22 protein-coding genes, 1 pseudogene and 1 riboswitch are annotated in these 25,346 nt (G+C 69.7%); of the genes and pseudogenes, 10 read left to right on the top strand and 13 right to left on the bottom strand.

All coding sequences use genetic code 11. The features are described from left to right. Positions 1-94: 94 nt before the first annotated feature. Positions 95-1,063 carry a bile acid:sodium symporter family protein gene (locus tag IT40_RS20585; RefSeq protein ID WP_036759287.1) on the top strand — a complete coding sequence of 323 codons (969 nt, stop codon included), beginning with the start codon at positions 95-97 and terminating at the stop codon, positions 1,061-1,063. Here the strand turns inward: IT40_RS20585 and nrdF are convergent. The 4 genes from nrdF to nrdH form a co-directional block, all read right to left on the bottom strand. After that, positions 1,060-2,031 carry a class 1b ribonucleoside-diphosphate reductase subunit beta gene (gene nrdF / locus IT40_RS20580; protein ID WP_036759269.1) on the bottom strand — a complete coding sequence of 324 codons (972 nt, stop codon included), beginning with the start codon at positions 2,029-2,031 and terminating at the stop codon, positions 1,060-1,062. The two genes, IT40_RS20585 and nrdF, sit on opposite strands and share 4 nt — an antisense overlap. Before the next feature lie 62 nt (positions 2,032-2,093). Beyond that, complete coding sequence (gene nrdE, locus IT40_RS20575; protein ID WP_036759266.1) at positions 2,094-4,220, bottom strand: class 1b ribonucleoside-diphosphate reductase subunit alpha; 2,127 nt, start codon at positions 4,218-4,220, stop codon at positions 2,094-2,096. Further along, a complete protein-coding gene (nrdI, locus tag IT40_RS20570) occupies positions 4,202-4,618 on the bottom strand; it encodes a class Ib ribonucleoside-diphosphate reductase assembly flavoprotein NrdI (protein ID WP_036759264.1) in 417 nt (138 codons plus the stop codon). Before nrdI ends, nrdE begins: the two co-directional genes overlap by 19 nt. An 8-nt stretch (positions 4,619-4,626) precedes the next feature. Further along, positions 4,627-4,848, bottom strand: coding sequence for a glutaredoxin-like protein NrdH (nrdH, locus tag IT40_RS20565; RefSeq protein ID WP_036759261.1), 222 nt, complete (start codon positions 4,846-4,848; stop codon positions 4,627-4,629). Positions 4,849-4,940: 92 nt separating this feature from the next. Next, a riboswitch (cobalamin riboswitch) is annotated at positions 4,941-5,131 on the bottom strand. Positions 5,132-5,623: 492 nt separating this feature from the next. Here nrdH and IT40_RS30930 point away from each other — a divergent pair. Further along, a pseudogene (locus IT40_RS30930) lies at positions 5,624-6,315 on the top strand (alpha-hydroxy-acid oxidizing protein). On the opposite strand, the gene IT40_RS20550 reads toward IT40_RS30930, so the two are convergent. Then, entirely contained in the window at positions 6,305-7,135 is an 831-nt protein-coding gene (locus IT40_RS20550; RefSeq protein WP_036759257.1) for a DUF6635 family protein, read from the bottom strand. The pseudogene IT40_RS30930 and the gene IT40_RS20550 sit on opposite strands and share 11 nt — an antisense overlap. A 67-nt stretch (positions 7,136-7,202) precedes the next feature. Beyond that, the gene (locus IT40_RS20545; RefSeq protein WP_036759254.1) at positions 7,203-8,222 is read right to left on the bottom strand and encodes a YeiH family protein; all 1,020 of its coding nucleotides are present in this window, start codon (positions 8,220-8,222) and stop codon (positions 7,203-7,205) included. A gap of 102 nt (positions 8,223-8,324) precedes the next feature. Here IT40_RS20545 and IT40_RS20540 point away from each other — a divergent pair, with 102 nt between their 5' ends. Then, positions 8,325-9,227, top strand: coding sequence for a LysR family transcriptional regulator (locus IT40_RS20540; protein ID WP_036759252.1), 903 nt, complete (start codon positions 8,325-8,327; stop codon positions 9,225-9,227). 103 nt (positions 9,228-9,330) lie between these two features. Here the strand turns inward: IT40_RS20540 and IT40_RS20535 are convergent, their stop codons facing one another. After that, positions 9,331-10,650: a C4-dicarboxylate transporter DctA gene (locus IT40_RS20535; RefSeq protein WP_036759250.1), complete on the bottom strand. Its 1,320-nt coding sequence runs from the start codon at positions 10,648-10,650 to the stop codon at positions 9,331-9,333. 172 nt (positions 10,651-10,822) lie between these two features. Between IT40_RS20535 and IT40_RS20530 the strand changes: the two genes are divergently transcribed. From IT40_RS20530 to IT40_RS20520, 3 genes are all read left to right on the top strand, one after another. Next, positions 10,823-11,719, top strand: coding sequence for a LysR family transcriptional regulator (locus IT40_RS20530; RefSeq protein ID WP_052096186.1), 897 nt, complete (start codon positions 10,823-10,825; stop codon positions 11,717-11,719). Positions 11,720-11,770: 51 nt separating this feature from the next. Next, entirely contained in the window at positions 11,771-12,331 is a 561-nt protein-coding gene (locus tag IT40_RS20525; RefSeq protein ID WP_036759247.1) for a DinB family protein, read from the top strand. Positions 12,332-12,476: 145 nt separating this feature from the next. Beyond that, positions 12,477-14,579, top strand: coding sequence for a DEAD/DEAH box helicase (locus tag IT40_RS20520; RefSeq protein WP_052096190.1), 2,103 nt, complete (start codon positions 12,477-12,479; stop codon positions 14,577-14,579). Here the strand turns inward: IT40_RS20520 and IT40_RS20515 are convergent. The 5 genes from IT40_RS20515 to IT40_RS20495 all read right to left on the bottom strand — a co-directional run bounded on the left by IT40_RS20515 (position 14,576) and on the right by IT40_RS20495 (position 18,710). Then, positions 14,576-15,814, bottom strand: a complete 1,239-nt coding sequence (locus tag IT40_RS20515; RefSeq protein WP_036759245.1) for an Hsp70 family protein — start codon at positions 15,812-15,814, stop codon at positions 14,576-14,578. The genes IT40_RS20520 and IT40_RS20515 overlap by 4 nt on opposite strands. A gap of 82 nt (positions 15,815-15,896) precedes the next feature. Then, positions 15,897-16,322, bottom strand: a complete 426-nt coding sequence (locus tag IT40_RS20510; RefSeq protein WP_036759243.1) for a GlcG/HbpS family heme-binding protein — start codon at positions 16,320-16,322, stop codon at positions 15,897-15,899. A 29-nt stretch (positions 16,323-16,351) separates the two neighbouring features. Next, the gene (locus tag IT40_RS20505) at positions 16,352-17,560 is read right to left on the bottom strand and encodes an MFS transporter (protein ID WP_036759241.1); all 1,209 of its coding nucleotides are present in this window, start codon (positions 17,558-17,560) and stop codon (positions 16,352-16,354) included. Then, positions 17,557-18,030, bottom strand: a complete 474-nt coding sequence (locus tag IT40_RS20500; RefSeq protein ID WP_036759239.1) for a nucleoside deaminase — start codon at positions 18,028-18,030, stop codon at positions 17,557-17,559. The genes IT40_RS20505 and IT40_RS20500 overlap by 4 nt, the downstream gene beginning before the upstream one ends. 11 nt (positions 18,031-18,041) lie before the next feature. Continuing rightward, positions 18,042-18,710: an ankyrin repeat domain-containing protein gene (locus IT40_RS20495; RefSeq protein WP_036759236.1), complete on the bottom strand. Its 669-nt coding sequence runs from the start codon at positions 18,708-18,710 to the stop codon at positions 18,042-18,044. 293 nt (positions 18,711-19,003) lie between these two features. Between IT40_RS20495 and IT40_RS20490 the strand changes: the two genes are divergently transcribed. Then, complete coding sequence (locus IT40_RS20490) at positions 19,004-20,392, top strand: L-cystine transporter (RefSeq protein ID WP_036759234.1); 1,389 nt, start codon at positions 19,004-19,006, stop codon at positions 20,390-20,392. An 84-nt stretch (positions 20,393-20,476) separates the two neighbouring features. On the opposite strand, the gene IT40_RS20485 is transcribed toward IT40_RS20490, so the two are convergent. Then, on the bottom strand, positions 20,477-21,430 hold the full coding sequence (locus IT40_RS20485; RefSeq protein ID WP_036759231.1) for a LysR family transcriptional regulator: 954 nt from the start codon (positions 21,428-21,430) through the stop codon (positions 20,477-20,479). Positions 21,431-21,484: 54 nt separating this feature from the next. Here IT40_RS20485 and araD1 point away from each other — a divergent pair, with 54 nt between their 5' ends. Genes araD1 through IT40_RS20470 form a run of 3 tightly spaced genes read left to right on the top strand, consistent with a single transcriptional unit; the run spans position 21,485 to position 25,218 of the window. Next, on the top strand, positions 21,485-22,543 hold the full coding sequence (araD1, locus tag IT40_RS20480; protein ID WP_279432838.1) for an AraD1 family protein: 1,059 nt from the start codon (positions 21,485-21,487) through the stop codon (positions 22,541-22,543). A gap of 9 nt (positions 22,544-22,552) precedes the next feature. Further along, positions 22,553-24,307: an L-arabinonate dehydratase gene (araD, locus tag IT40_RS20475; RefSeq protein ID WP_036759225.1), complete on the top strand. Its 1,755-nt coding sequence runs from the start codon at positions 22,553-22,555 to the stop codon at positions 24,305-24,307. Next, entirely contained in the window at positions 24,307-25,218 is a 912-nt protein-coding gene (locus IT40_RS20470) for a Gfo/Idh/MocA family protein (RefSeq protein ID WP_036759223.1), read from the top strand. Before araD ends, IT40_RS20470 begins: the two co-directional genes overlap by 1 nt. Positions 25,219-25,346: the final 128 nt, after the last annotated feature.

The raw sequence follows: 25,346 nt of genomic DNA, 5'->3' as shown, positions 1-25,346 counted from the left end.
CAACAGGGCAAGCCTCATGGCGCCCGGCCGGGCCCGGCTTGTGCCCGGCGGCGATGTATATCAGACAGGGGGCTGGCGCGCGACGGGGAAGACCATGCAGGCATTGAAACGGATCGGCATCGACACCTACATGCTGCTGCTGGTCGGCATGGTGCTGCTGGGGGTGTTCCTGCCCGCCCGCGGCATGGCGGCCGAGGCCCTGCGCGGCGCGACCTTCTGGGCGGTGACGCTGCTGTTCTTCCTCTACGGCGCCAAGCTCGATGCGGCTTCGGTCCGGGCGGGGCTCTTGAACCTCAGGCTCCAGGGCCTGACCTTCGGCGCGACCTATGCGCTGTTTCCCGTGCTGGGCATCGCGCTGGCCGCGCTGTTCGGCGGCGTCCTGGGCCCCGAGCTGACGCTGGGGCTGCTGTTTTTGGCCGTGCTGCCCTCGACGGTGCAAAGCTCGATCGCCTTCACCTCGATCGCGGGCGGCAACGTGCCGGCGGCGATCTGCGCGGCCTCGCTGTCGAACCTGGTGGGGGTGGTGCTGACGCCGCTGCTGGTCACGCATCTGCTGCACCACGACGGCGGCGGCGCCAGCCTCGACGCCATCCAGAAGATCGCCGTGCAGATCCTCTTGCCCTTCGTCGCCGGGCAATTGCTGCGGCGCTGGATCGGCGGCTTCGTCCAGCGCCACCGGCTGCTGACCATGGCGGTGGACCGCGGCTCGATCCTGCTCATCGTCTATTCCGCCTTCGGCGCCGGCACCGTGGCGGGCATCTGGTCGGCGATCCCGCTGCCGGGGCTGGTGCTGTGCTTCCTGGTCACGGCATTGCTGCTGGCGCTGGTCATGGGCGCCATGCTCGGTGTCGGGCGACTGTTCCGCCTGCCGCCCCAGGACCGGGCGGTGCTGTTCTTCTGCGGCTCGACCAAGAGCCTCGCCAGCGGGCTGCCTATCGCCACGGCGATCTTCCCGGCCGCGGCGGTGGGGGCGATCGTGCTGCCGGTGATGGTCTATCACATGACGCAGCTGCTGGTCTGCTCGGCCATCGCGCAGCGGCTGGCGCGCAACCCGCGCGCCTAGAAGTCCCAGTCCTCGTCCTCGGTCGCGACCGCCTTGCCGATGACATAGCTCGACCCCGAGCCGCTGAAGAAATCGTGGTTCTCGCTGTCGGGCGACAGCGCGGCCAGGATCGCCGGGTTGACCTCGCAGGCCTGGGGCGGGAACAGTGCCTCGTAGCCCAGGTTCTGCAGCGCCTTGTTGGCATTGTAATGCAGGAAAGCCTTCACGTCCTCGGTCAGGCCGATGCCGTCGTAAAGCTCGGCGGTGTATTTCGCCTCGACGTCGTAGAGATCGAAAATCAGCGAGAAGGCGAAATCCTTCAGCGCCGCGCGCTCGGCCTCGCCCAGCCGCTCCAGCCCGCGCTGGTACTTGTAGCCGATGTAATAGCCATGCACCGCCTCGTCGCGGATGATCAGCCGGATCAGGTCGGCGGTATTGGTCAGCTTGGCGCGGCTCGACCAGTACATCGGCAGGTAGAAGCCGGAATAGAACAGGAAGCTCTCCAGGAACACGCTGGCGATCTTGCGCTTCAGCGGGTCCGAGCCGGCCTTGTATTCCTCCAGCACCAGCCGCGCCTTCTGCTGCAGGTGCGGGTTCTCCTCGGCCCAGCGAAAGGCCGCGTCCACCTCGGGCGTCAGGCACAGGGTCGAGAAGATCGAGGAATAGCTGCGCGCATGCACCGCCTCCATGAAGGCGATGTTGGACAGCACCGCCTCCTCATGCGGGGTGATCGCATCGGGCATCATCGCCGGCGCGCCCAGGGTGTTCTGGATCGTGTCCAGAAGCGTCAGCCCGGTAAAGACGCGGATGGTCAGCTCGCGCTCCTCGGGGCGCAGCGTGGCCCAGCTCTGCACGTCGTTCGACAGCGGCACCTTCTCGGGCAGCCAGAAGTTCACCGTCAGCCGGTTCCAGACCTCCAGGTCCTTCTCGTCCTCCAGCCGGTTCCAGTTGATGGCCCGCAGGGGCGTGCGCGGCGCATGGTCCTTCATCCGAAGACCCTTTCTTTCGTGTCCAAATATCCTCGGGGGTGCGGGGGCAGACAGCCCCCGCCTCAAAGCGTGCAGGAAACGCAGCCCTGCACCTCGGTGCCTTCCAGCGCGGTCTGGCGCAGCCGGATGTAATAGATCGTCTTGATGCCCTTCTTCCAGGCATGGATCTGGGCGCGGTTGATGTCGCGCGTCGTGGCCTCGGCCGGGAAGAACAGCGTCAGCGACAGGCCCTGGTCGACATGTTCGGTCGCCGCCGCATAGGTGTCGATGATCGCCTCGGGGCCGATCTCGTAGGCGTCGCGGTAATAGTCCAGGTTCTCGTTCGACATGAAGGCGGCGGGGTAATAGACCCGGCCGATCTTGCCTTCCTTGCGGATCTCGATCTTGGCGACGATCGGGTGGATCGAGCTGGTCGAGTTGTTGATATAGCTGATCGAGCCGGTGGGCGGCACCGCCTGCAGGTTGCGGTTGTAAAGCCCATGCCGCATCACCGCGTCCCGCAGCGCCGCCCAGTCCTCGCGCGTGGGCAGCGCGACACCCTCGAACACCCGCGCGACATCGGGCAGCGTCGGCAGCCAGTCGCGCGTCACGTATTTGTCGAAGAACGTGCCGTCGGCATATTTCGACGTCTCGAAATCCTTGAAGCTGCGGCCCTTTTCCTGCGCCAACAGGTTCGAGGCGCGGATGGCGTGATAGGCGACGGCGGCGAAATAGACCGAGGTGAACTCGATCCCCTCGGGGCTGCCGTAATGGATGCGCTCGCGCGCCAGGAACCCGTGCAGGTTCATCTGGCCCAGCCCCACGGCATGGGCCTCGTCGTTGCCGCGCCGGATCGAGGGCACGGCCTCGATCGCCGACATTTCCGACACCGCGGTCAGCGCGCGGATCGCCGCCTCGACCGTGGCGCCGAAATCCGGCCCGTCCATGGTCGCGGCGATGTTGAGCGAGCCGAGGTTGCAGGAAATATCCGTGCCGAGGTGGCGATAGCTCAGATCCTCGTCGAAGGTGCTGGCCTCGTTGACCTGCAGGATCTCGCTGCACAGGTTCGACATGCTGATGCGGCCGGCGACCGGGTTGGCGCGGTTCACCGTGTCCTCGAACATGATATAGGGATAGCCGCTTTCGAACTGGATCTCGGCCAGGGTCTGGAAGAAGGCGCGGGCGTTGATCTTTTTCTTGCGGATGCGCTTGTCGTCCACCATCTCGGCGTATTTCTCGGTGACGGAAATCTCCGAGAAGGCCATGCCATAGACCTTTTCCACGTCATGGGGCGAGAACAGGTACATGTCCTCGTTCTTCTTGGCCAGTTCGAAGGTCACGTCCGGGATCACCACGCCGAGCGACAGCGTCTTGATGCGGATCTTCTCGTCGGCATTCTCGCGCTTGGTGTCCAGGAAGCGCAGGATGTCGGGGTGATGCGCGTTCAGGTAGACCGCCCCCGCGCCTTGCCGCGCGCCCAGCTGGTTGGCATAGGAAAAGCTGTCCTCCAGCAGTTTCATCACCGGGATGACGCCCGAGGACTGGTTCTCGATCCCCTTGATCGGCGCCCCGGCCTCGCGCAGGTTGGTCAGCATCAGCGCGACGCCGCCGCCGCGCTTGGAAAGCTGCAGCGCCGAATTGATGCCGCGGCCGATGCTTTCCATGTTGTCCTCCAGCCGCAGCAGGAAGCACGAGATCAGTTCGCCGCGCGATTTCTTGCCGGCGTTCAGGAAGGTCGGCGTCGCGGGCTGGAACCGGCCCGACAGGATTTCCTCCATGAAGCGCATGGCGAGATCCTCGTCGCCGCGCGCCAAGGCCAGCGCGACCATGACCACCCGGTCCTCGTAGCGTTCCAGATAGCGCCGCCCGTCGCGGGTCTTCAGCGTGTAGCTGGTATAATACTTGAAGGCGCCCAGGAAGGTCGGAAAGCGGAACTTGCGCGCATAGGCCGCGTCCCAGATCCGGTGCAGGAAGGCGCGCGGATACTGGTCCAGGACTTCGGCCTCGTAATAGCCTTCGTCCACCAGGTAGCCCAGCTTCTCGTCCAGCGAGTGGAAGAAGACGGTGTTCTGGTTGACATGCTGCAGGAAATACTGCCGCGCGGCCTTGCGATCCGCGTCGAAGCGGATGCGGCCCTCGCCGTCGTAAAGGTTCAGCATCGCGTTCAGCGCGTGATAGTCCAGCTCGGCCTTTACGCCATCGTCAAGCATTCCGTCCCCCAGAATTTCTCAAGCCCCGCCTGCACGCGGGAAATGTCCAGATCAGTCCCCGCCAGCTCGAATCGATACAGCACGGGGACGTTGCACTTGTCAGAAATCACCCGGCCGGCCAAGGCATAGGTCGCCCCGAAATTGCGGTTGCCGGCGGCGATGACGCCGCGCAGGCCGGCGCGGCGGGCGGGATCGTTCAGGAAGCGGATCACCTGCTTGGGCACCGCGCCCCGGCCGGTCCCGTCGGCATAGGTCGGGCAGATCAGCACATAGGGCGTTGCCGCCTCGGGCAGCGGATCGCACGGCGAGACCGGGATGCGCCCGGCCGCCAGCCCCAGCCGCGCCACGAAGCGCGCGGTGTTCCCCGAGGCCGAGGAATAATAGACCAGCCCGCCCATGGCGCCGGTCAGGACAGCCGGCCGATCATGTCGGGCCGGAAGCCCGCCCAATGCGCATCGCCGGCGACGACCACCGGGGCCTGGCGATAGCCCAGCGAGACGACCAGTTCCATCGCCGCGTCGTCCTCGGTCAGGTCGATCAGCTGATAGGCCAGGCCGCGCGCGTCGAGCGCCCGCGTGGTGGCGGTGCATTGCACGCAGGCGGGCTTGGAGTAAACGGTGATGGACATGGCTCGGCTCCTTCTGTTCTGTCGGCAAGAGGGGGCCGGGCCGATGGGCGTGCCACCGGACCCTGTTCCAGCCCCGCGCCCGCCGCACGGTTTCGTCCTTTCGCGCCATGGCAGGTCTTCTGACTTGCGGGTCTCGGCTTAGCCGGCCTTCCCGGAGCCTTGGCCCCAGTGGCATTCCAGCGTCGCTCGCCGCTTACAGCTGCGGGGGCAGTGCCGGCTTTTCACCGGCTTCCCTTTTCATCCCCGAGTCGGCCCCAGGGCAACCATGACCCCGGCAGTTAGCCACGGGTCACGGGCCGGGTCAATCCATATTTAGTGGATGGCCGGGCTGTGCCCGGAATATCTGGTGGGTTCCCGGATCGCGCCAAGGGCTCGATTTGCCGCCGGGCCATGGTGGTGGGCAGGCTGCGGCCACGGGCCGCCGCACCTGCGCGGCTGTTGGATTATGGCAACAGGCGCGGGGACATGGCATGGAATGACGTCGCGTCGTTTGACAAAGCACGACAATTCGCCCTCTTGCGGGGATCGCGCGCACGTGAGCCGGGGCTTCGTTCCCGTTCCCGTTCCCGTTCCCGTTCCCGTTCCCGTTCCCGTTCCCGTTCCCGTTCCCGTTCCCGTTCCCGTTCCCGTTCCCGTTCCCGTTCCCGTTCCCGTTCCCGTTCCCGTTCCGGCGTGCCAAAGCGCAAGCCGTTGATGAGCCAGAACTTCCTGTCGCCTCTGCCTGCCGGTGGAAGGGGATGCATCTTTGTGCCGGGATAACCCATGAACAAAACCCATCCCAAACCGCCAGCCTCGGGGTCTGCCGTGCAATTGCTGCCGACCTTGGCCTGCTTCCGGTCCTTGCCATTTCCGCGGGGGTCGGCGGCCCCGCCCAGGCGCAGGACACCGTGACGCTGGAGACGGTGGTCATCCGCTGCCAGCAGGGCAGCGAGGCCGAGACCAGCTACAAGACCACCGAAAGCGCCTCGGACAAGATCACCGCGCCGCTGCTCGACACGCCACGGACCGTCACCGTCATGACCGCGCGCCAGATCAAAGAGCGCGGCTGAAGTCGCAGACCCGGTTGCCGCTGCTGCTCAAGGGCATCATGTCGGCGCATGATGCCGAGCGCGCCGTGGCGGTGGGGTGGACGGGGTGATCGTCTCGAACCACGGCGGCCGGGCGCTGGACACGCTGCCGGCGACGGCCGAGGCGCTGCCGGTCGTCGCCCGCCAGGTCGCCGGGCGCATCCCGGTGCTGTGCGACGGCGGCATCCGCCGCGGCACCGATGCGCTGAAGGCCCTGGCGCTGGGGGCATCGGCGGTGCTGGTCGGGCGGCCGCAGATCCACGCCCTGGCGGTGGGCGGCGCGGCGGGGGTCGCGCATATGCTGACCATCCTGCGCGCCGAGCTGGAGGTCGCCACGGCCCTGACCGGACGCCGCGACCTGGCCGGGATCGATGGAACCGTGCTTTGGCCTAGCCCTTGAAGCTGCTCCACAGGCTCAGCGCCGCATCCGACAGGTCGCCCAGCCGGGCCAGCACATGTTCGCGCCCCAGCCCCGGCCCGTCCTCGGCCCGGTCCAGCCGGCGCAGCAGCCGCAGCACCCGGCGCTTGTGGATGCCGGTCCAAAGCTGGACCGGATCGGCGACCAGCCCGGCAAAGGTGGTCAGGACCGAGGCGAGCATGGCCAGCACCACCCCGGTCAGCAGCAGATCCACGCTGGAAAGCTCTCGCGGGAAGGCGCCATACCACATGCGGCCGGCCCAGCTTCCCAGCGCGAAATCCTCGACCGCCTGCGCCTGCGCCCGCAGATGCGCGACCGGCCCGGCCAGCGAGATCACCCCCGGCGTGGCGCGGTGGAACAGCAAGAGCCCCGAGCCCAGCACCAGGACCGAGGTGGTGATCTCGGAGACCGCATTGCGGGTCTCGGCATAGTCCGAGACGGCGCGGGCGACGCTTTGCGGCGCGGCCTGGGGCGCCAGCCCCTTTTCGGCCAGGTCGTCGATGAAATGGGCCAGATCGGCCTCGATCCTTTGCGCCACGTCGGATTTCAGGAAGATCTGCCGGCGCGACAGCCAGTCGCCGGCGCGCCGCAGCCCGATCCGGCGCAGAAGCGGCGCGGCCAGCCGCACCAGCAGGAACAGCGGCGACAGCATGACGTTCACCGGCGCACGCAGCAGGTCGAGGCCGAGCGCGTGGCGATGCAGCGCCAGCGTGCCGCGCGGGCCATAGCGGGCGCGGACGAAGCGGCGGACCTCGGTCTCGCGCCGGGTCATCGGGCGGGGGTCGGCGGGCTTTAGGGCCATGGGCGCGGTCCTTTGGCGGATCGCGCCCAATCTAGGCATCGCGGCGGGGCGGCTCAATGCCGCGCGGTCACAGCAGCGCGACCAGCCCCAGGCCCAGGGTCGAGATGAACAGCCAGGCCAGCGCGCCAAGCGCCAGCGGCCGGACGCCCTTGGCGCGCAGCTTGCGGATGTCGGTTTCGAGCCCCATCGCCGCCAGCGCCATGGTCAGCAGAAAGGCGGTCAGGCCGACCACCTCGGCATGCAGCGCCTCGGGCAGGGGCAGGGCGCTGTTCAGCAGCACCACGGCGATGAAGCCCAGCACGAACCAGGGCGTCGGCGCCGAGCCATGCGCGGCCTTGCCGCCGCGCCGCGCCAGCGCGCCCAGCACCAGGATCAGCGGCGCCAGCAGCATCACCCGGCTCAGCTTGGCCACGGTCGCGGCCTGCCCGGCCTCGGCGCCATGCTGGAAGCCGGCGCCGACGACCTGCGCCACCTCATGCACGGTTGCACCGACCCAGATGCCGTAATGCGAAGGCCCCATCGCCATCATCTCGCCCAGCAGCGGCATGGCGATCATCGAGAGCGAGCCGAAGACCGTCACGCAGGCGATGGCATAGGCCACGTCCTCGTCCGTTCCGCGCGTGACCGTGTTCGTCGCGATCACCGCCGAGGCGCCGCAGACCGAGGTGCCGGCCGCGATCAGTTCGGCCAGCCGCGCCTCGACCCCCAGCGCCCGCCCGGCCCATTTGGTGAAGACGAAGGTCGCGGCCAGCACCACCGCGATCACCGCCACCCCCGGCAGGCCCACGGCGCGCAACTGCTCCAGCGTCAGCTGGAAGCCCAGCAGCACGATGGCGAAACGCAAGACGCGGCGCAGCGAAAAGCCGATGCCTGGCCGCGCCGCCTCGGGCGTGCCGGCCAGGTTGCGCAGCGCCATGCCCAGCACCATGGCCACCACCAGCGGGCTGAGCGCCGGGATGCCCGAGAAGCGCTGCACCGCCGTCGCCAGGACCGCGATGCCGAAGGTCAGCCCCAGCCCCGGCAGCGTGGCGGAAAGCCAGACCGTGATCGCGGAAGATGTTTGCTGGTTCTGCTCGGTCGAGGACATGATCGCGTTTCCTTGCTTGCAAGGCGGAACATGGTCCCGGATGCACGTTCAATCCATCGCATTATATTTGCCATATCGTTCGATTTTGCTTATCAGTTGGCCATGACGCTGGAACAGCTCCGCATCTTCCTTGCCGTGGCCGAGCGGCAGCATGTCACCCGCGCGGCCGATGCGCTGAACCTGACGCAATCGGCGGTCAGCGCCGCCGTCTCGGCGCTGGAGGCGCGGCATGGCGTGCGTTTCTTCGACCGGGTCGGGCGGCGCATCGTGCTGACCGAGACCGGCGAAGCCTTCATGGCCGAGGCGCGCGCGGTGCTGGACCGCGCCGAGACGGCCGAGATGGTGCTGGAGGATCTGGCGCGCGAGCCGCGCGGGCGGCTGCGGGTCCATGCCAGCCAGACCGTCGCCAGCTACTGGCTGCCGCCGCGGCTGGTCGCGCTGCGCGAGATGCATCCGGGGATTGAATTGCGGCTGACCGTCAGCAACACCACCCAGGTCGCCGATGCGGTGCAGGAGGGCGGCGCCGACCTGGGGCTGGTCGAGGGCGCGGTGGCGCATGGCGAGTTGCACCGGCAGGTGGTGGCGCGCGACCGGCTGGTGCTGGTCATGGCGACCGATCACCCTTGGGCCGGGCGCGACGCCGTGCCCCTGGCCGGGCTGGCGGCGCAGAACTGGATCCTGCGCGAGCCGGGCTCGGGCACCCGGTCCGAGTTCGAGACCTGGATGGCCGGGCAGGGGCTTTCCGTGGCCGGGCTGCCCCTGGCGCTGGAACTGCCCTCGAACGAGGCGGTGCTGAACGCGGTGGCCGCCAGCCAATGCCTTGCCGCGCTGTCGCAACGCGCGGTGGCGCGGCCCGCCGCCGCCGGCTGGATCCGCACCCTGCCGCTGCCGGGGGCAGAGCGGCCGTTCTCGCTGCTGACCAATCCGCAGCGCTATCGCACGCGGGCGCAGCAGGCGCTGATCGGGATCCTGACGGATGAGGGCTTCGCCGCCGGCCTCCCCTGACGTGAAATGGCCTGCGCCATCGGGAGGGAAGGCGCAGGCCGTCTTCTCGGAGGCTGGCGGGGCCGGTCGCGCGGGCCCCGTTCAGCCCCGCGAGGCGACTTCGTCAGCCATGCTGGGGCTGCGACATCGGCGCGTCCTCGTCCAGCACGTCCAGCGTCGGCACGTCCTCGCCCTCGAGGATGCGGCGGGCGCGGTCGCGGTCGATGTCCCCCACCCACGAGGCGACGACCACGGTGGCGACGCAATTGCCCAGGTAGTTCCCCAAGGCGCGGGCGATGCCCATGAACCAGTCGACCGACAGCACCAGCACCAGCCCGATGGCGGGGATGGCCGGGATCGCGGCCAGCGTCGCGGCCAGGATCACGATGGCCGAGCCCGGCACCCCATGCGCGCCCTTGGACGTCACCAGCGCCACGCCCAGGATGGCCAGAAGGTCGGTGGTGGACAGCGGCGTGTTGGTGGCCTGGGCGATGAAGACCGCCGCCAGCGTCAGGTAGATCGAGAAGGCGTCGAGGTTGAAGGAATAGCCCGTCGGCACCACCAGACCCACGGTCGAGTCCTTGATGCCCAGGTGTTCCAGCTTGCGCATGGTCTGCGGCAGCACGGCGTCGCTGCTGGCGGTGCCGGCGACGATGCCGACCTCGGTGCGCAGGTAGCGCAGCAGCTTGAAGATGCTGAAGCCCGCCAGCCGCAGCACGAAGCCCAGGATCACGAAGACGAAGATGGCGATGGTGACATAGAACAGCCCGACCAGGTAGCCCAGCTGCGCCAGCGAGCCGATGCCGTATTGCCCGACGGTGAAGGCGATGGCGCCGAACACGCCCAGGGGCGCCAGCCGGACGATGAAATACATGATCTTGAAGGTGACGTCCCCGGTCAGCTCGATCATGTGCAAAAGCGGCTTGCCGCGCTCGCCCACCAGCGACAGGGCGCAGCCGAACAGGATCGCGACCAGCAGAACCTGCAGGATGTCGCCCTGGGCGAAGCCGCTGATCATCGTGGTCGGGATCAGCTTCATCAGGAACTCGACGGTGCCGCCGCTGCTGACTTCATGCGCGCGGTCCACATAGGCCGACAACGCCGAGGCGTCGAGCTGGCTCACGTCGATGTTCATGCCGTGGCCGGGGCCGAACAGATAGGCGACCGCGATGCCCAGGGCCAGGGCGATGGTGGTGATGATCTCGAAATAGACGATGGCGCGGACGCCGACCTTGCCGACCTTTTTCAGGTCGCCCGCGCCGGCGATGCCATGCACGACGACGCAGAACACGATGACGGGGATCAGCATCTTGATGAGCTTGATGAACCCGTCTCCCAGCGGCTTCATCTTGGCGGCGAATTCGGGCGCGAAGAAGCCGGCGACGATCCCCAGCACCAGCGCCACGCAAACCTGTCCAAACAAGGACCTGGACCAATTCGGCATATGTTTTCTGTTCCTCCCTGTGACGGAAGGGGGGCCGCGATGCGCCCGATGCATCTCCTCGCGCATCGGGCGCATGGCCGCGGCCGGTCCCCTCATGCCGAAGAGTGTTGGCCAAGGGCACATCCGTGTCTAATATCGATTTACCGTTAATCCATAGGGTGACGATATGAGAATGCGCCAGCTTCGCTGCTTCGTCGTCCTGGCCGAAGAGCTGAACTTCACCCGCGCCGCCCGGCGGCTGAACATGTCGCAGCCGCCGCTGAGCACGCAAATCCAGACACTTGAGCGCGAGGTCGGCGCCGAACTCATCAGCCGCACCAGCCGCAAGGTGGCGCTGACGCGGGCGGGCGCGCTGTTCCTGCCCAGGGCGCGCAACATGCTGGACCAGTATGAACGCAGCCTGCAGGAGATCCGTGAAATCCAGCAGGGCCAGGACGGATTGCTGGAAATCGGGGCAACCGGCTCGATCCTGCGCGGCGGCCTGGCCGAGTTGCTGGCGCATTTCGCCCGGCTGCACCCGCGAATCACCCTGCGCGTCCACGAACAGACCCCGGCCGCGCAGCTGACCGAGGTGCTGAGCCGGCGCACCGACGTCAGCTTCAACCGCTCGGTGCCGCGCGACGAGGAGCTGGCCTATGAATACGGCTGGCGCGAAGAGATGGTGGCGCTGGTGCGCAGCGACCACCGGCTGGCCGGGCGCACCTGCGTCTCGATCGACGACCTGCGCGAGGACCAGCATGTCGTGCTGCGCCCCGACAGTTCCGATTTCGCGGCCTATGTCATGGCCTGCATCGTCGCCTCGGGCTATCGGCCGCGGGTCTCGCAGCAGGTGGTGGACGCGCAGTCGGTCCCCAGCCTGATCGTGGCGGGCTTCGGGGTCAGCATCGTGCCGGCGGGCATCGCCAGGCTGACGGCGGGGCCGCTGACCTTCCTGCCGATCCGGCCCGACCCGCCGGTTTCCGAGGTCTATATCGTCTATCACCACCGCGACCCGGTGCCGGCGCTGCAGCTGTTCCTGGCCGAGATCCGCCGCAGCCTGGGCCACGATCCGGCCGGGCCGGCGCGCTGAGGGCTCGACCCGGCGGGGGCCGCACGGCATCATCGCGACCGGAGGTGCCCGATGACCGAGATGCTGCGCATGCTGCGCAAGCTGGCGCAGATGAACCGGCTGGCCAATGCCCGGCTGCATCGCGCCTGCGCCGCCCTGCCGCCCGGCGGATACGAGGCGCCGCGCCCGTCCTTCTTCGGCTCGATCCGCGCCACGCTGAACCATGTCCTGCTGGTCGACCGCTTCTATATCGATGCGCTGGCGGGCCGGCCGCTGGACGAGGCCGCGCTGGCCGAGGCGGGGGACTGCCCGGACCTTGCGCGGCTGGCCGAATGGCAGGCGCGCGAGGACGACCGCCTGCTGGCGCTGGTCGCGGCGCTGACGCCCGAGGCCCTGGCGGAAATCGTGCCGGTGGATCGCGGCTCGCGCATGCAGCACGACCGCCGCGACGACCTGCTGTCGCATCTGTTCCAGCACCAGACCCATCATCGCGGGCAGGTGCATGGCCTGCTGTCGCAGGCCGGCGTGGTCCCGCCGCAGCTGGACGAATTCATCGTCGGCGACGATGCGGCGGCGCGGGCCGAGGACATGGCGCGGCTCGGCTGGACCGAGGATCAGCTGATGCGGCCCTAGTTTCGCTTTGACTTGCGGGCCGGGACAGGATAGGCGGGCGGCTTGGCTCCGCATTCCGGGCCGGCGGGCCATGGGAGGGCCCGGCCGCAAAGGGGATGGTGCCTTTCACCGGATGCGTTCCCGCATCCCCTTTCTGGCGAAGAAGATGAACGAACATGATATTGCCGCGCCCTTGGCCGCGGCGCTGGCGGCCAAGGGCTATGCCAGCCTGACCTCGGTGCAGGAAGCGGCGCTCGCGCCCGAGGCGCGGGGTCGCGACGTGCTGGTCTCGGCCCAGACCGGCTCGGGCAAGACCGTGGCCTTCGGCCTGGCCATGGCCGGCGACATCCTTGCGGGCGACACCCTGCCCGACGCAGAGCAACCGCTGGCGCTGGCCATCGCGCCCACGCGCGAGCTGGCCTTGCAGGTGGCGCGCGAGCTGGGCTGGCTTTACGAACAGGCCGGCGCGCGCATCGCCACCTGCGTCGGCGGCATGGACTATCGCACCGAGCGCCGGGCGCTGGAGCGCGGCGCCCATATCGTCGTCGGCACCCCCGGCCGCTTGCGCGACCATATCGAGCGCGGCTCGCTGGACCTGACCGCCCTGCGCGCCTGCGTGCTGGACGAGGCGGACGAGATGCTGGACCTGGGTTTCCGCGAGGATCTGGAGTTCATCCTGGGCAGCGCGCCCGAGGAACGGCGCACGCTGATGTTCTCGGCCACCGTGCCCCCGGCCATCGAGGCGCTGGCCCGCGACTTCCAGCGCGACGCGCTGCGCATCCAGGCCCTGGGCGAGGCGCGCCAGCACGGCGACATCGACTATCGCGCCCTGTCGGTGACGACCCGCGACCGCGAGCATGCCATCTTCAACACCCTGCGCTTCTACGAGGCCAGCCGGGCGATCATCTTCTGCAAGACTCGCGCCAACGTGAACCACCTGCTGGCGCGCATGGGCAATCGCGGCTTCAAGGTGGTGGCGCTGTCGGGCGAGCTGTCCCAGCAGGAACGCAGCCACGCCCTGCAAGCGCTGCGCGACGGCCGGGCGCGGGTCTGCATCGCCACCGACGTGGCGGCGCGCGGCATCGACCTGCCGGGGCTGGAGCTGGTGATCCATGCCGACCTGCCGACCAATCCCGACACGCTGCTGCACCGTTCCGGCCGCACCGGCCGGGCCGGGGCCAAGGGCACTTCGGTGCTGATCGTGCCGGCGGCGGAATACAAGCGGGCGCAGCGCCTGCTCCAGCGCGCCAAGCTGGTCGCGGAATGGGGCAAGGCCCCTTCGGCCGACGAGGTGCAGGCCCGCGACGACGCCCGCATGCTGGACCACCCCGCCCTGGCCGAGGCGCCGGGCGACGAGGCGGGACTGGCCGCGGCGCTGCTCGACCGTTTCGGTGCCGAGCGTGTCGCATCGGCCTTCGTGCGGCTGTGGCGCGAGGGGCGCCCGGCGCCCGAGGAGCTGTCGGAAAACGTGGCCCCCGCGCCTGCCGCGCCGCGTGAGCGGGGCGAGTTCGGGCCGGCGGTCTGGTTCCTGCTTTCGGTCGGCCATTCCGGCCGGGCCGAGGCGCGCTGGCTTCTGCCCAAGATCTGCGAGGCGGGCGGCATCACCCGCGACGCGATCGGCGCGATCCGGGTCAAGACCGACCAGACCTTCGTGCAGATCGCCGCGCCCGCCGCGCCGAATTTCGGCGAGCGGGTGGAACTGGAGCCGGGCCTGGCCATGCGCCGGATCGAGGGCGAGCCGGTTTTCGAGACCGGCCCCGTGCGCGACAGGCGGCCCGGCCGGCATGGGTATTTGGAGAACGGAGAAACATCCGACGCGCCCCTGCGGGACAGGAAGCCGCATCGCGGCCAGTCCGCGGCGCGCCCCGCGTGGTCCGAAGATGGGCCCAGGTCCGAGCCGAAGCCCAAGCCGGCCCGGCGTCCGGCGCTGCTCGACCCGGAGCAGGTAAAGCCCGCCCCCCGTGCCGTGCCCGACCGCGACGCCGCGCCGGAAGCGGCTGCTGAAGCCCCGCGCAAGGCCCGCTGGAGCGCCGAGAAGAAGCAGGCGCACAAGGCCGCGCCGAAAACCGCTCCGCGTGCGGAGGGGAAATCGGCGGGCTTCAAGACGCATGGCGGCGCGGCGCGCCACGACCGTCCCGCGCGTGGCGACGGCGCCGAGGCGCGTCCCCGGCGCGCCGCCGGCTTCAAGTCGCACAAGCCTGCGGCCGGCGGGTCGGGCAAGGGCGGCGACAGGCCCTTTCGCGCCGGGCCGAAGCCCGGCAAGCGCTAGGCCGCCGTCGCCAGCGCCAGCCCGTCCACCACCGCGGTGAACGCCCCCGCGCGCCGCAGCTGCGCGCCGGGGCAAAGCCGCAGCGCCTCGGCGGCGACGAAGCCCATCAGGCTGGAGCCGCCGACCAGGATCACGCTGCCCACCTGTCCGGGCGCGATGCCGGCCAGCCGCAGCGTTTCGGCCGCGGCTTGCGCGAGATCCCTGCGGCAATCCGACAGCGCCGCCTCCAGCGAGGCGGGCGAGATTTCCGGCGCCAGCCCCGGCTCGACGAAGCCCATGGCGATGCGCGCGCCCTCGCCGGCATTGGCGGCGATCTTGCCGCGCTCGACGGCAAAGGCCAGCTCATGGCCCAGTTCCTCGTCCAGCACCGCGACGAGGCGGTCCATCGCCTTGCGGTCCACCGCCATGCGGGCCATCCCGGCGGCCATGCGCCGCGTCTCGGGCACGTAGAGAAAGGGGATCCTGGCCCAGGTCGCCAGGTCGACATAGATCGCATTCGGCACCGGCAGCAGCCCCGGCCCCATGGCGCGGCGCAGCTGCCCGCCGTGGCCCAGGGCCGGCATGGCATGGCAGAGCGAGACCTGCTGGTCGAAATCCGTGCCGCCCAGCCGGATGCCGTGATTGGCGAGGATCTGCACCCCCGCGCCGCTGCTGCGAAAGACCGAGAAATCCGAGGTGCCGCCGCCGATGTCGACGATCAGCCCGATCTCGCCCGCGCGGCCCAGGCCGTGGCTGGCCAGCGCCGCCGCCTCGGGTTCGGGCAGGAAGGCGACCTCGTCGAAGCCGGCCGCCAGGTAGCAGCCGCGCAGGTCCGCCTCGGCCTGGGCGTCGCGGGCGGGGTCGTTCGAATGGAAATGCACCGGCCGGCCGGAAAGCGCGCGGCGAAAGCGCCGGCCCGCCGCCGCCTCGGCCCGCTCGCGCAGGGTGGCGAGGAAGGCGGCGACGATGTCGCAAAGCGTGCGGCGCTTTCCGGCGATCAGCCGCGATTCGTGGAAAAGCGCCGTCCCGAGCACGCTTTTCAGCGCCCGCATGTAGCGGCCCTCGGCGCCCTGGATCAGCGCCTCGGCCGCCGCCGCGCCGATGCGCATGGCACCGCCCTGCGCCGGGAAGAAGACGGCGGTCGGCAGGGTCTCGGCCCCCGGCTCGATGGCGATGCGCCGGGGCCGGCCGTCGTGCAGGATCGCGGCGGCCGAGTTCGAGGTTCCGAAATCGATGGCAAGCCTGTCGTCCAGCATCCCCGTGCCCCTGTCCGCAAAGCCCGCGCTGCTAGCCTTTTGCGGGGCCGGGCGCAAGTGCAACCGGCCGGAAGGGGTGCGGTCAGGCGCGATGCGCCCGCCAATGGTCGATGCCGGCCTGCGCCACCGCCTGGTCCTGCGCGGGCGTTCCCGAGGATACGCCGATGCCGCCGACGGTCTGGCCGTCGTGATCGACCGGCAGGCCGCCGCCCACCACCATCAGCCGCCCGCCGATGGCCGAGGAGATGCCCCAGGCCGGGGCGCCCGGCTGGCTGGCGGCACCGTATTCATGCGTGGCCTTGCGCGCGGCGGCGGCGGTGAAGGCCTTGTCGATGGCGATGGTCGCCGACGTGACCTTGCCGCCGTCCATGCGGCAAAAGGCCAAAAGCTGGCCGCTTTCGTCGGCGACGGCGATGCACATGGGCACGCCGATCTCGCGGGCATGGGCCTCGGCGCCGGCGATCAGCAGGCGGGCATCGGCCTGGTCCAGTCGGGTGATGGTCAGCATGGTTTCTCCTCCTCCTTGTCGAAAATCGTTCACTCGGCCGGCGCGCCGCCGCTGCGCTGCGGGCCGGGCCGGTGCAGGGCGCCGCGGTAGCTGGCCGGCGACAGGCGCAGCGCCAGCGCGCAGACCGCAAGCACGGCGGCCAGATGCAGCGCCCAGCCGAGGGTGAAGCTGCCGGTCAGGTCGTGCAGCAGCGCCAGGATCCAGGGCGGGATCGCGGCCAGCAGGAAGCCTCCGCCCTGCATCAGCGCCGCCAGCGCCCCGGCCTGGGCGGGATCGGGCAGGTGGTCCAGCGCCACGATCATCATCAGCGAAAAGCAGCCGCCAAGCCCGGCGCCCAGCAGGAAGGCAATGGGATAGGGCGCGGCCTCGGGGTGCAGGACCAGCATGGCGAAGCCGAGCGCCTGCATGGCCAGGCAGATCCCCAGCCAGGGCCGCCGGTCGCTGCCGCGACTGGCCAGGACCGGCGTTGCCAGCGCCGAGACCGCCTGACCCACCGCCAGCACCGCCAGCAGCCCGCCGCTGGCGCCCGCCGACCAGCCCAGATCCTGGAACGCAGGCGCAAGCCAGGCGACGGACGAGGAATAGCCGCCGTTGATCAGCCCGAAACAGGCCATCAGCAGCCAGACCCGCGGCAGGCGCAGCCAGTGCCACAACCCCTGCCGGCTGCCCTGCGGGGCGCGCGCCTCGGGCGGCAGGGCCAGCGCCACCAGCAGCGCGGTCAGCGCGGCGGGCAGCGCCAGCCAGCCAAGCGCCAGCCGCCAGCTGCCCGACCAGGCGGCGATCAGCGGGGCGGCCTGTGCGCCAAAGGCGCCGCCGCCCATCATCATCGCGGCGTAAAGCCCCATGGCCAGGTTGATGCCGCGCGGGAATTCGCGCTTGATGATGGTCGGGAACACCGCCTGAACCACCGCCGCGCCCGCGCCCAGCAGCACGGCCGAGCCCAGCATGTCCAGCGCCGAATGCGCCCCCAGCCGCAGGCCCGAGCCCAGGCCCAGCACCAGCAGCGCCAGCACGGCGGCGCGTTTCGCACCCAGCCGCGCCTGGATCGCCGGCCCCAGGAAGGCGCCCGCCCCCATCAGCAGGATCGGCAGCAGCGTCAGCGCCGAGAGGCCCTGCATGGTCAGGCCGGTCTCGGCCGAGATCGGCGCCGCCAGCGGGCCGACCCCGGTCAGGAAGGGCCGCAGCGCCAGCCCGACCAGGGCCACCACGGCCAGCATCAGCGGCTGCCGGTTCGTCACGCCTGGTCCTGCCGTGCCTTCCAGCCTGCATATAGGTCGCCCGCGCCCTCGGGCCGCACGGGCAGGTAGCGGATGGCGATGGGTTGCTGATCGAGGGGCCTTGCCATCTCTTCGTAGAGCGCGGCCGTGGACAGGCCATAGGGCGCGCCGTCCTGGTTCGAATAGGCGTAATGCACATCGGCGACGCCCGCCAGCCGCATGGCGGCCAGGCACATCGGGCAGGGCTGGCCGCTGGCATAGACCGCGCAGCCGGCAAGATCGGGCGAGCCCAGCCGCAGCGCGGCGGCGCGCAGCGCCACCAGCTCGGCATGGGCGGTCGGGTCGTGGGTGGCGACGGTTTCGTTGACGCCGGTGGCCAGCACCTCGCCGCCCCGCACCACCACCGCGCCAAAGGGCCGCCCGCCCGCCTGCGCGTTGCGAAGCGCCAGCATCACCGCCTGTTCCAGATAGTGCCTCGCCTTGTCGGTCATCGCCTTTCCCCTCATCTTGCGCCGGCGGCAACCAGCCGCGCCGCGATCGCGTCGAAGCCCATGCGGCGGGCATGGGCCAGCGCCGAGACCCCCTCGCCATCGGGCAGGTTCACATCGGCCCCGGCCGCGACCAGCAGGTCGACGACCTGCTGCTGGCGCGGGCCGCCTTCGCCCAGGATGATCGCCTCCAGCAGCGCGGTCCAGCCCAGCCGGTTGACGTGATCGACCTCGACCCCGGCCTGGATCAGCCGGCGGACGGTCTCGACATGGCCACGCTCGGCCGCCGGGATCAGCGCCGTGCCGCCGAAGCGGTTGGTGCTGGCCAGGTCGGCGCCATGGGCCAGCGTCAGCTCCAGGATCTCCAGATGCCCGCGCGCCCCGGCATAAAGATAGGGGCTGTCCTCGATGGCATCCCTGGCGTTCACGTCGGCGCCGGCCTCGACCAGAGCCCGCGCCGCCTCGACCCGGTTGGCATGGGTCGCCAACAGCAAGGGCGTGCGCCCCTTGGCGTCGCGCGGATCCACGGGCACGCCGCGGGCCAGAAGCGCGCGGATGGCCGCGGCATCGCCATCGGCCGCGGCGGTGAACAGGGCGGTCTCTGGCATGGTCTGTGCCTGGACGGGCAAGGGGCTGGAGGCGCCCAGGACGAATGCGAACAGGATCGCCAGAAGCTTGTGCATGGCCTGCCTTGCTGTTGCGATTGGACCCGGCGCCGGCGGCGCGATCCCAAGCGGCCGCAGGGATCGGTTTCGCAAAGGGTATCGCGGCGGCGCAGCGAAAATAATCTCGAATATCCGAATGCTGTTTCAATATTTCGTGGAATATAACCGCCCGAACCGCGGCCAAAGGCCTTGCAGCGCGCGCCCCGCCTGGCTTTATCGGCCAAGGACCGCAGAGCCGCGCGGCCGATGGGCTATACGCCGGACGTGCATTGTGGCTTGATGGGTCAATCTGAAATTGCCGGAGACGCGCGATGGCATCCGTCCTCATCAACCTTGTGATCTTTGCCGCGCTGATCGTCGTGCTGGTCCGCCTGCAGGGCGGGCAGCTGACGCTGTCGGTGCGGGTCTTCATCGCCCTTGTCCTGGGCACGCTGTTCGGGATCGGGCTGCAACTCGTCCATGGCACCGGCGCGCCGGCGCTGCAAACCACGATCGACTGGATCAACGTGGTCGGCAACGGCTATGTGCAGCTGTTGCAGATGGTGGTGATGCCGCTGGTCTTCGCGGCGATCCTCAGCGCGGTGGCGCGGCTGCACGACGCCTCGGCGCTCGGCCGGATCTCGGTGCTGACCCTGGGCACGCTGCTTGGCACCACCGCGATCGCGGCCTTCGTCGGCGTGGTCATGTCGCTGGCCTTCGGCCTGACCGCCGAGGGCCTGGCCCAGGGCGCGGCCGAGACCGCCCGGCTGACCGCGCTCGAGACCACCTACGCCCCGCGCGTCGCCGACCTGACGGTGCCGCAGCTGCTGTTGTCCTTCATCCCCAGGAACCCCTTTGCCGAGCTGACCGGGGCGAACCCGACCTCGATCATCGCGGTGGTGGTCTTTGCCGCCTTCCTCGGCGTCGCCGCCATCCGCCTGCTGCGCCGCGATCCCGAAAAGGGCCGCAGCCTGCTGAACCTGATCGACATCCTGCAGGCCTGGATCGGCCAGCTGGTGCGGCTGATCATGGTGCTGACCCCCTATGGCGTCATGGCGCTGATGACCAAGATGGCGGCGACCTCGAACGCGGCCGACATCCTGAACCTGGGCAAGTTCGTCGTCGCCTCCTACCTGGGCCTCGCGATCATGTTCGGGGTGCATGCCGTGCTGCTGACGCTGACCGGGGTGAACCCGCTGACCTTCTTTCGCAAGATCGTCCCGGCGCTGACCTTCGCCTTCTCCAGCCGCTCCAGCGCCGCGACCATCCCCCTCAATGTCGAGATCCAGACCCGCCGGCTGGGCGTGCCGCAGACCATCGCGTCCTTCTCGGCCTCCTTCGGGGCGACCATCGGCCAGAACGGCTGCGCCGGGCTCTATCCGGCGATGCTGGCGGTGATGGTGGCGCCGACGGTCGGCATCGACCCGCTGGACCCGGCCTGGATCATGACGCTGCTGGCCATCGTCACGCTGTCCTCGGCCGGGGTCGCGGGCGTGGGCGGCGGCGCCACCATGGCGGCGCTGATCGTGCTGCCGGCCATGGGCCTGCCGGTGACGCTGGTGGCGCTGCTGATCTCGGTCGAGCCGCTGATCGACATGGGGCGCACGGCGCTCAACGTCTCGGGCTCGATGACGGCGGGCACCGTCACCTCGCAGATCCTCGGCCAGACCGACAAGGCCGTCCTGCAAAGCCGGGAAGAGCGCGGCCTGCAAAACGCCTGACGACGCTCCGGCGCCGCCCGCAGACGCGGCGCCGGGCTTCTTCGTTCCCCAAATACCCATGCGACGGCGCGCGCTGTCGCCGGTTCAGCCGAATGCGTCCCGCACCGGGCTTTTCGACAGCGCCACCAGCTTCTCGCGCAGCCGCAGCGCCAAGGGCGACAGCGGCCGGCGCTTCAGGTCCAGAAGGTAATAGGGCGAGACGCGGATCTCATGCGGCACCTGCAGCATGGCGAAGCCCGCCCCGACCGGCGGCCGGATCAGCAGCTCCGCCACCTCCTCGGACATCGGCGCCACCGCGTCGCTTTGCGCCAGATAGGCGATGGTCAGCAGCAGCGAGGGGCTGTTGACGATGTTCTTCGGCTCGGACAGGCCGACATCGGCAAAGGCCGCCAGCGCCGCCTCGCGGATCGGCGCGCCGCGCTGCTGCATGATCCATTCCTGCCCGGCCAGCTCGGTCAGCGTGACCGGGGCGGCGCGGCCCAGCGGGTGGCTCGACCGCACGAGGAAGGCCACCTTCTCGTCCCGCATCGGCAGGATGTTGAAATCCTGGCTGTCGAATTCCGGCAGGATGCGGGCCAGGACGAAATCCATCTCTCCGGCCGCCAAGTGCAGCAGCAACTCGCGCGAGGGCATGACGTCCACGGTGATGTCGGCATCCGGCGCGCCCTGCTTGATCTCGCGGATGGCCGAGACCAGGTAGCTGACCGCCGGCCCCGTCACCGCCCCCACCCGCAGCGCGCCGCCGAAGCCCTCGCGCAGCGCCTGCACCTCCGAGGCCATGCTGAACATCTCGCGCAGGATGACGCGGGCGCGGCGCAGCACGGCGCGGCCGATCTCGGTCGGCTCCATGCCCTTGGGCTGGCGCAGGAACAGCTGCGCGCCGACCTGGTTCTCGATCTCGGCCAGCATGCGCGAGGCGGCAGGCTGGGTCATGCCGACCCGCTCGGCCGCCAGCTGCAGCTGGCCGGTTTCGGCGATCTGCTGGATCAGCCGCAATTGCGCGGGCTTCAGCATTAGGCGGGCAGGGGGTAACGACATGACGATTCCGATATGTAGACTGCAGGCGATGTAATTTTACCATTATGTCGTTTCATGGCTAGATCAAGCGCAACCGCCAGGCTGCGCGGCGCCGCCTGGCCGATCTGCGCGGGGGACCATGCCATGTTTCTGTCGCAATTGCTTTTGCCGGGTGGCGGGCGCGGGGTTGCCTTGCGCGAAGGCGATGCCGCGCATCTGGTTCCGGGGGCCGAGAGCACCCGCGACCTGGCGCAGGCCGCCATCGCCGCCGGCCGCGGGCTGGCCGAGGAGGCGGCCGGCCGCGGCCGCGGCGCGCCGGTCGACCTGGTCCAGGCCCTGGCCGAGGGGCGGGTTCTGCCGCCCGTCGACCATCCCGACCCCGCGCATCTGCACCTGACCGGCACCGGGCTGACGCATCTGGGCTCGGCCGCGACGCGGGATGCGATGCATGGCGCACCCGATGCGGGCGAGCTGACCGACAGCATGAAGATGTTCCGCATGGGGCTCGAGGGCGGCAAGCCGCGTCCGGGCGAGGCGGGGGTGCAGCCCGAATGGTTCTACAAGGGCAACGGCCATGCCGCCGTGGCGCCGGGCGCGCCGCTTGCCTCGCCCGCCTTCGCGCTCGACGCGGGCGAAGAGCCCGAGATCGCCGGGCTCTACCTCATCGGCCCCGACGGCACGCCCCTTCGCCTGGGCTTTGCGCTTGGCAACGAGTTCTCGGACCATGTGACCGAGCGGGGCAACTACCTCTGGCTCGCCCATTCCAAGCTGCGGCCGGCCAGCTTCGGCCCCGAGATGCTGCTGGGCGCGCTGCCGCGGCATGTCGAGGGCAGCAGCCGCATCCTGCGCGACGGGGCCACGCTTTGGGAAAGGCCCTTCCTGTCGGGCGAGGCGAACATGAGCCACAGCATCGCCAACCTGGAACACCATCATTTCAAATATGCGCTGTTCCGCCAGCCGGGCGACGTGCATGTGCATTTCTTCGGCACGGCGACGCTGTCCTTTGCCGACGGCGTCCATGCCCGGCCGGGCGACGTATTCCAGATCGAGGCCCCCGCGCTCGGCCTGCCGCTGCGCAACCCGCTGGTCCAGATGCCCAACGATGCGGCGCCGGTCGCCGTCGCCACCCTCTAGAGGTCGCCCATGTCCAGCACCCCGTCCTTTACCCCCGCCCCATGGCCGCGCAAGCTGCGCTCGCAGCATTGGTATGGCGGCAATTCGCGCGACACGATCTATCACCGCGGCTGGATGAAGAACCAGGGCTATCCGCATGATCTGTTCGACGGCCGCCCGGTGATCGGCATCCTGAACACCTGGTCGGACCTGACGCCCTGCAACGGCCACCTGCGCGAGCTGGCGGAAAAAGTGAAGGCGGGCGTGTGGGAGGCCGGCGGCTTTCCGGTCGAGGTGCCGGTGTTCTCGGCCAGCGAGAATACCTTCCGCCCGACCGCGATGATGTTTCGCAACCTCGCGGCGCTGGCCATCGAAGAGACGATCCGCGGCCAGCCCATCGACGGGGCGGTGCTGCTGGTGGGCTGCGACAAGACCACGCCCAGCCTGCTGATGGCGGCGGCCTCGACCGACATTCCCTCGATCGTCGTCACCGGCGGGCCGATGCTGAACGGCTGGTTCCGGGGCGAGCGCATCGGCTCGGGCACGCATCTGTGGAAGTTTTCCGAGGCGGTGAAGGCCGGCGAGATGACCCAGGCCGAGTTCCTCGAGGCCGAGGCGAGCATGTCGCGCTCATCCGGGACCTGCAACACCATGGGCACCGCCTCGACCATGGCCAGCATGGCCGAGGCGCTGGGGATGGCGCTGTCGGGCAATGCCGCGATCCCGGCGGTGGATTCGCGCCGCCGCACCATGGCGCAGCTGTCGGGCCGGCGCATCGTGCAGATGGTCAAGGACGACCTGAAGCCCAGCGACATCCTGACCAAGCAGGCCTTCGAGAACGCGATCCGCACCAATGGCGCCATCGGCGGCTCGACCAACGCGGTGATCCACCTGCTGGCGCTGGCCGGCCGGGTCGGGGTCGATGTGACGCTGGCGGACTGGGACCGGCTGGGGCGCGACGTCAAGACCATCGTGAACCTGATGCCCTCGGGGAAATACCTGATGGAGGAGTTCTTCCATGCCGGCGGCCTGCCGGTGGTCATCAAGCGGCTGGGCGAGGCCGGGCAGCTTCACAAGGACGCGCTGACCGTCAGCGGCGCCACGATCTGGGACGAGGTCAAGGAGGTGGTGAACTGGAACGAGGAGGTGATCCTGCCCGCCGACCGGCCGCTGACCGACCAGGGCGGCATCGCCGTGCTGCGCGGCAACCTTGCGCCGAACGGGGCGGTGCTGAAGCCCTCGGCCGCCAGCCCGCACCTGATGGTGCATCGCGGCCGGGCGGTCGTCTTCGAGGACATCGACGACTACAAGGCCAGGATCGAGGACGAGGCGCTGGACATCGACGAGACCTGCGTCATGGTGCTGAAGAACTGCGGGCCCAGGGGCTATCCCGGCATGGCCGAGGTCGGCAACATGGGCCTGCCGCCCAAGGTGCTGCGCAAGGGCATCACCGACATGGTGCGGGTGTCCGATGCGCGCATGTCGGGCACCGCCTATGGCACCGTGGTCCTGCACACCTCGCCCGAGGCCGCGGCGGGCGGGCCGCTGGCCGTGGTGCGCGACGGCGACATGATCGCGCTCGACGTGCCGAACCGCCGGCTGCACCTGGACATTTCGGACGCGGAACTGGCGGCGCGGCTGGCCGAATGGCGGCCGCTGCCCGATCAGCCCGCCAGCGGCTATGCCTGGCTGCACCAGCAGCATGTCATGGGCGCGGATACCGGCGCGGACCTGGATTTCCTGCGCGGCTGCCGCGGCAACCCGGTCGGAAAGGACAGCCACTGATGCGGATCGCGCTCGTCGGCATCGGCAAGATCGCGCTGGACCAGCACGTCCCGGCGCTGGCGGCCAGCCCCGATTGGGAGCTGGCCGCGACCGTCAGCCGGCATGGAAGGGTCGAGGGGGTCGAGGGTTTTGCGCGCATCGAGGACATGCTGGAGGCCCGCCCCGACATCGGCGCCGTCAGCCTGTGCCTGCCGCCCGTGCCGCGGTTTCAGGCGGCGCAGGCGGTGCTGCGCGCCGGCCGCCACCTGATGCTGGAAAAGCCGCCCGGCGCGACGCTTTCCGAGGTGCATATCCTGCGTGACCTGGCGCAGGCGCAGGGCGTGACGCTGTATGCCAGCTGGCATTCGCGCATGGCCCATGCGGTGGCGGCGGCCAAGGCCTGGCTGGCCGGCCGCGTGATCCACGAGGGCCGGATCACCTGGCGCGAGGACGTGCGCAAATGGCATCCCGGCCAGGACTGGATCTTTCAGGCCGGCGGCATGGGCGTCTTCGACCCCGGCATCAACGCGCTGTCGATCCTGACCGAGATCCTGCCGATGCCCGTCCACCTGCGCGCCGCCGAGCTGGATTTCCCGGAGAACCGCCAGGCCCCCATCGCCGCGCGGCTGAGCCTGTCGCATGGGATCGCGGCCGATTTCGACTTCCGCCAGCAGGGCCCGCAGACCTGGGACATGGAGTTCCAGACCGACGCCGGCCAGCTCGCCCTGCGCCTGGGCGGCAACCTGCTGGAGATCGACGGCCGCCCGGCGACGGGCGAGGCCAGCATCATGGGCGAATACCCGGCGCTCTACGCCCGCATGGCGGCGCTGGTGCGCAAGGGCGCCTCCGACGTCGACCTCTCCCCCATGGTCCTGACCGCCGACGCCTTTACCCTCGGCAGCCGCCGGATCGTCGAGCCCTTCGTTTTCTAGTAGGCCGCTGAAAAAAGGGTTTTGACAGGGCCCCGTGGCGGAATTCGTTCTGGATTCGGCGGCGACCGGCCTGAAAACCGGGCATTTTCGGCAGGATTGAGGCGACTTTCCCGGTTCCCGGCCCAAGC

Origin of the sequence: Paracoccus versutus, from assembly GCF_000763885.1 — a bacterium.
Lineage (GTDB): Bacteria > Pseudomonadota > Alphaproteobacteria > Rhodobacterales > Rhodobacteraceae > Paracoccus > Paracoccus versutus.
This window is presented reverse-complemented; position numbering and strand designations above follow the sequence as displayed.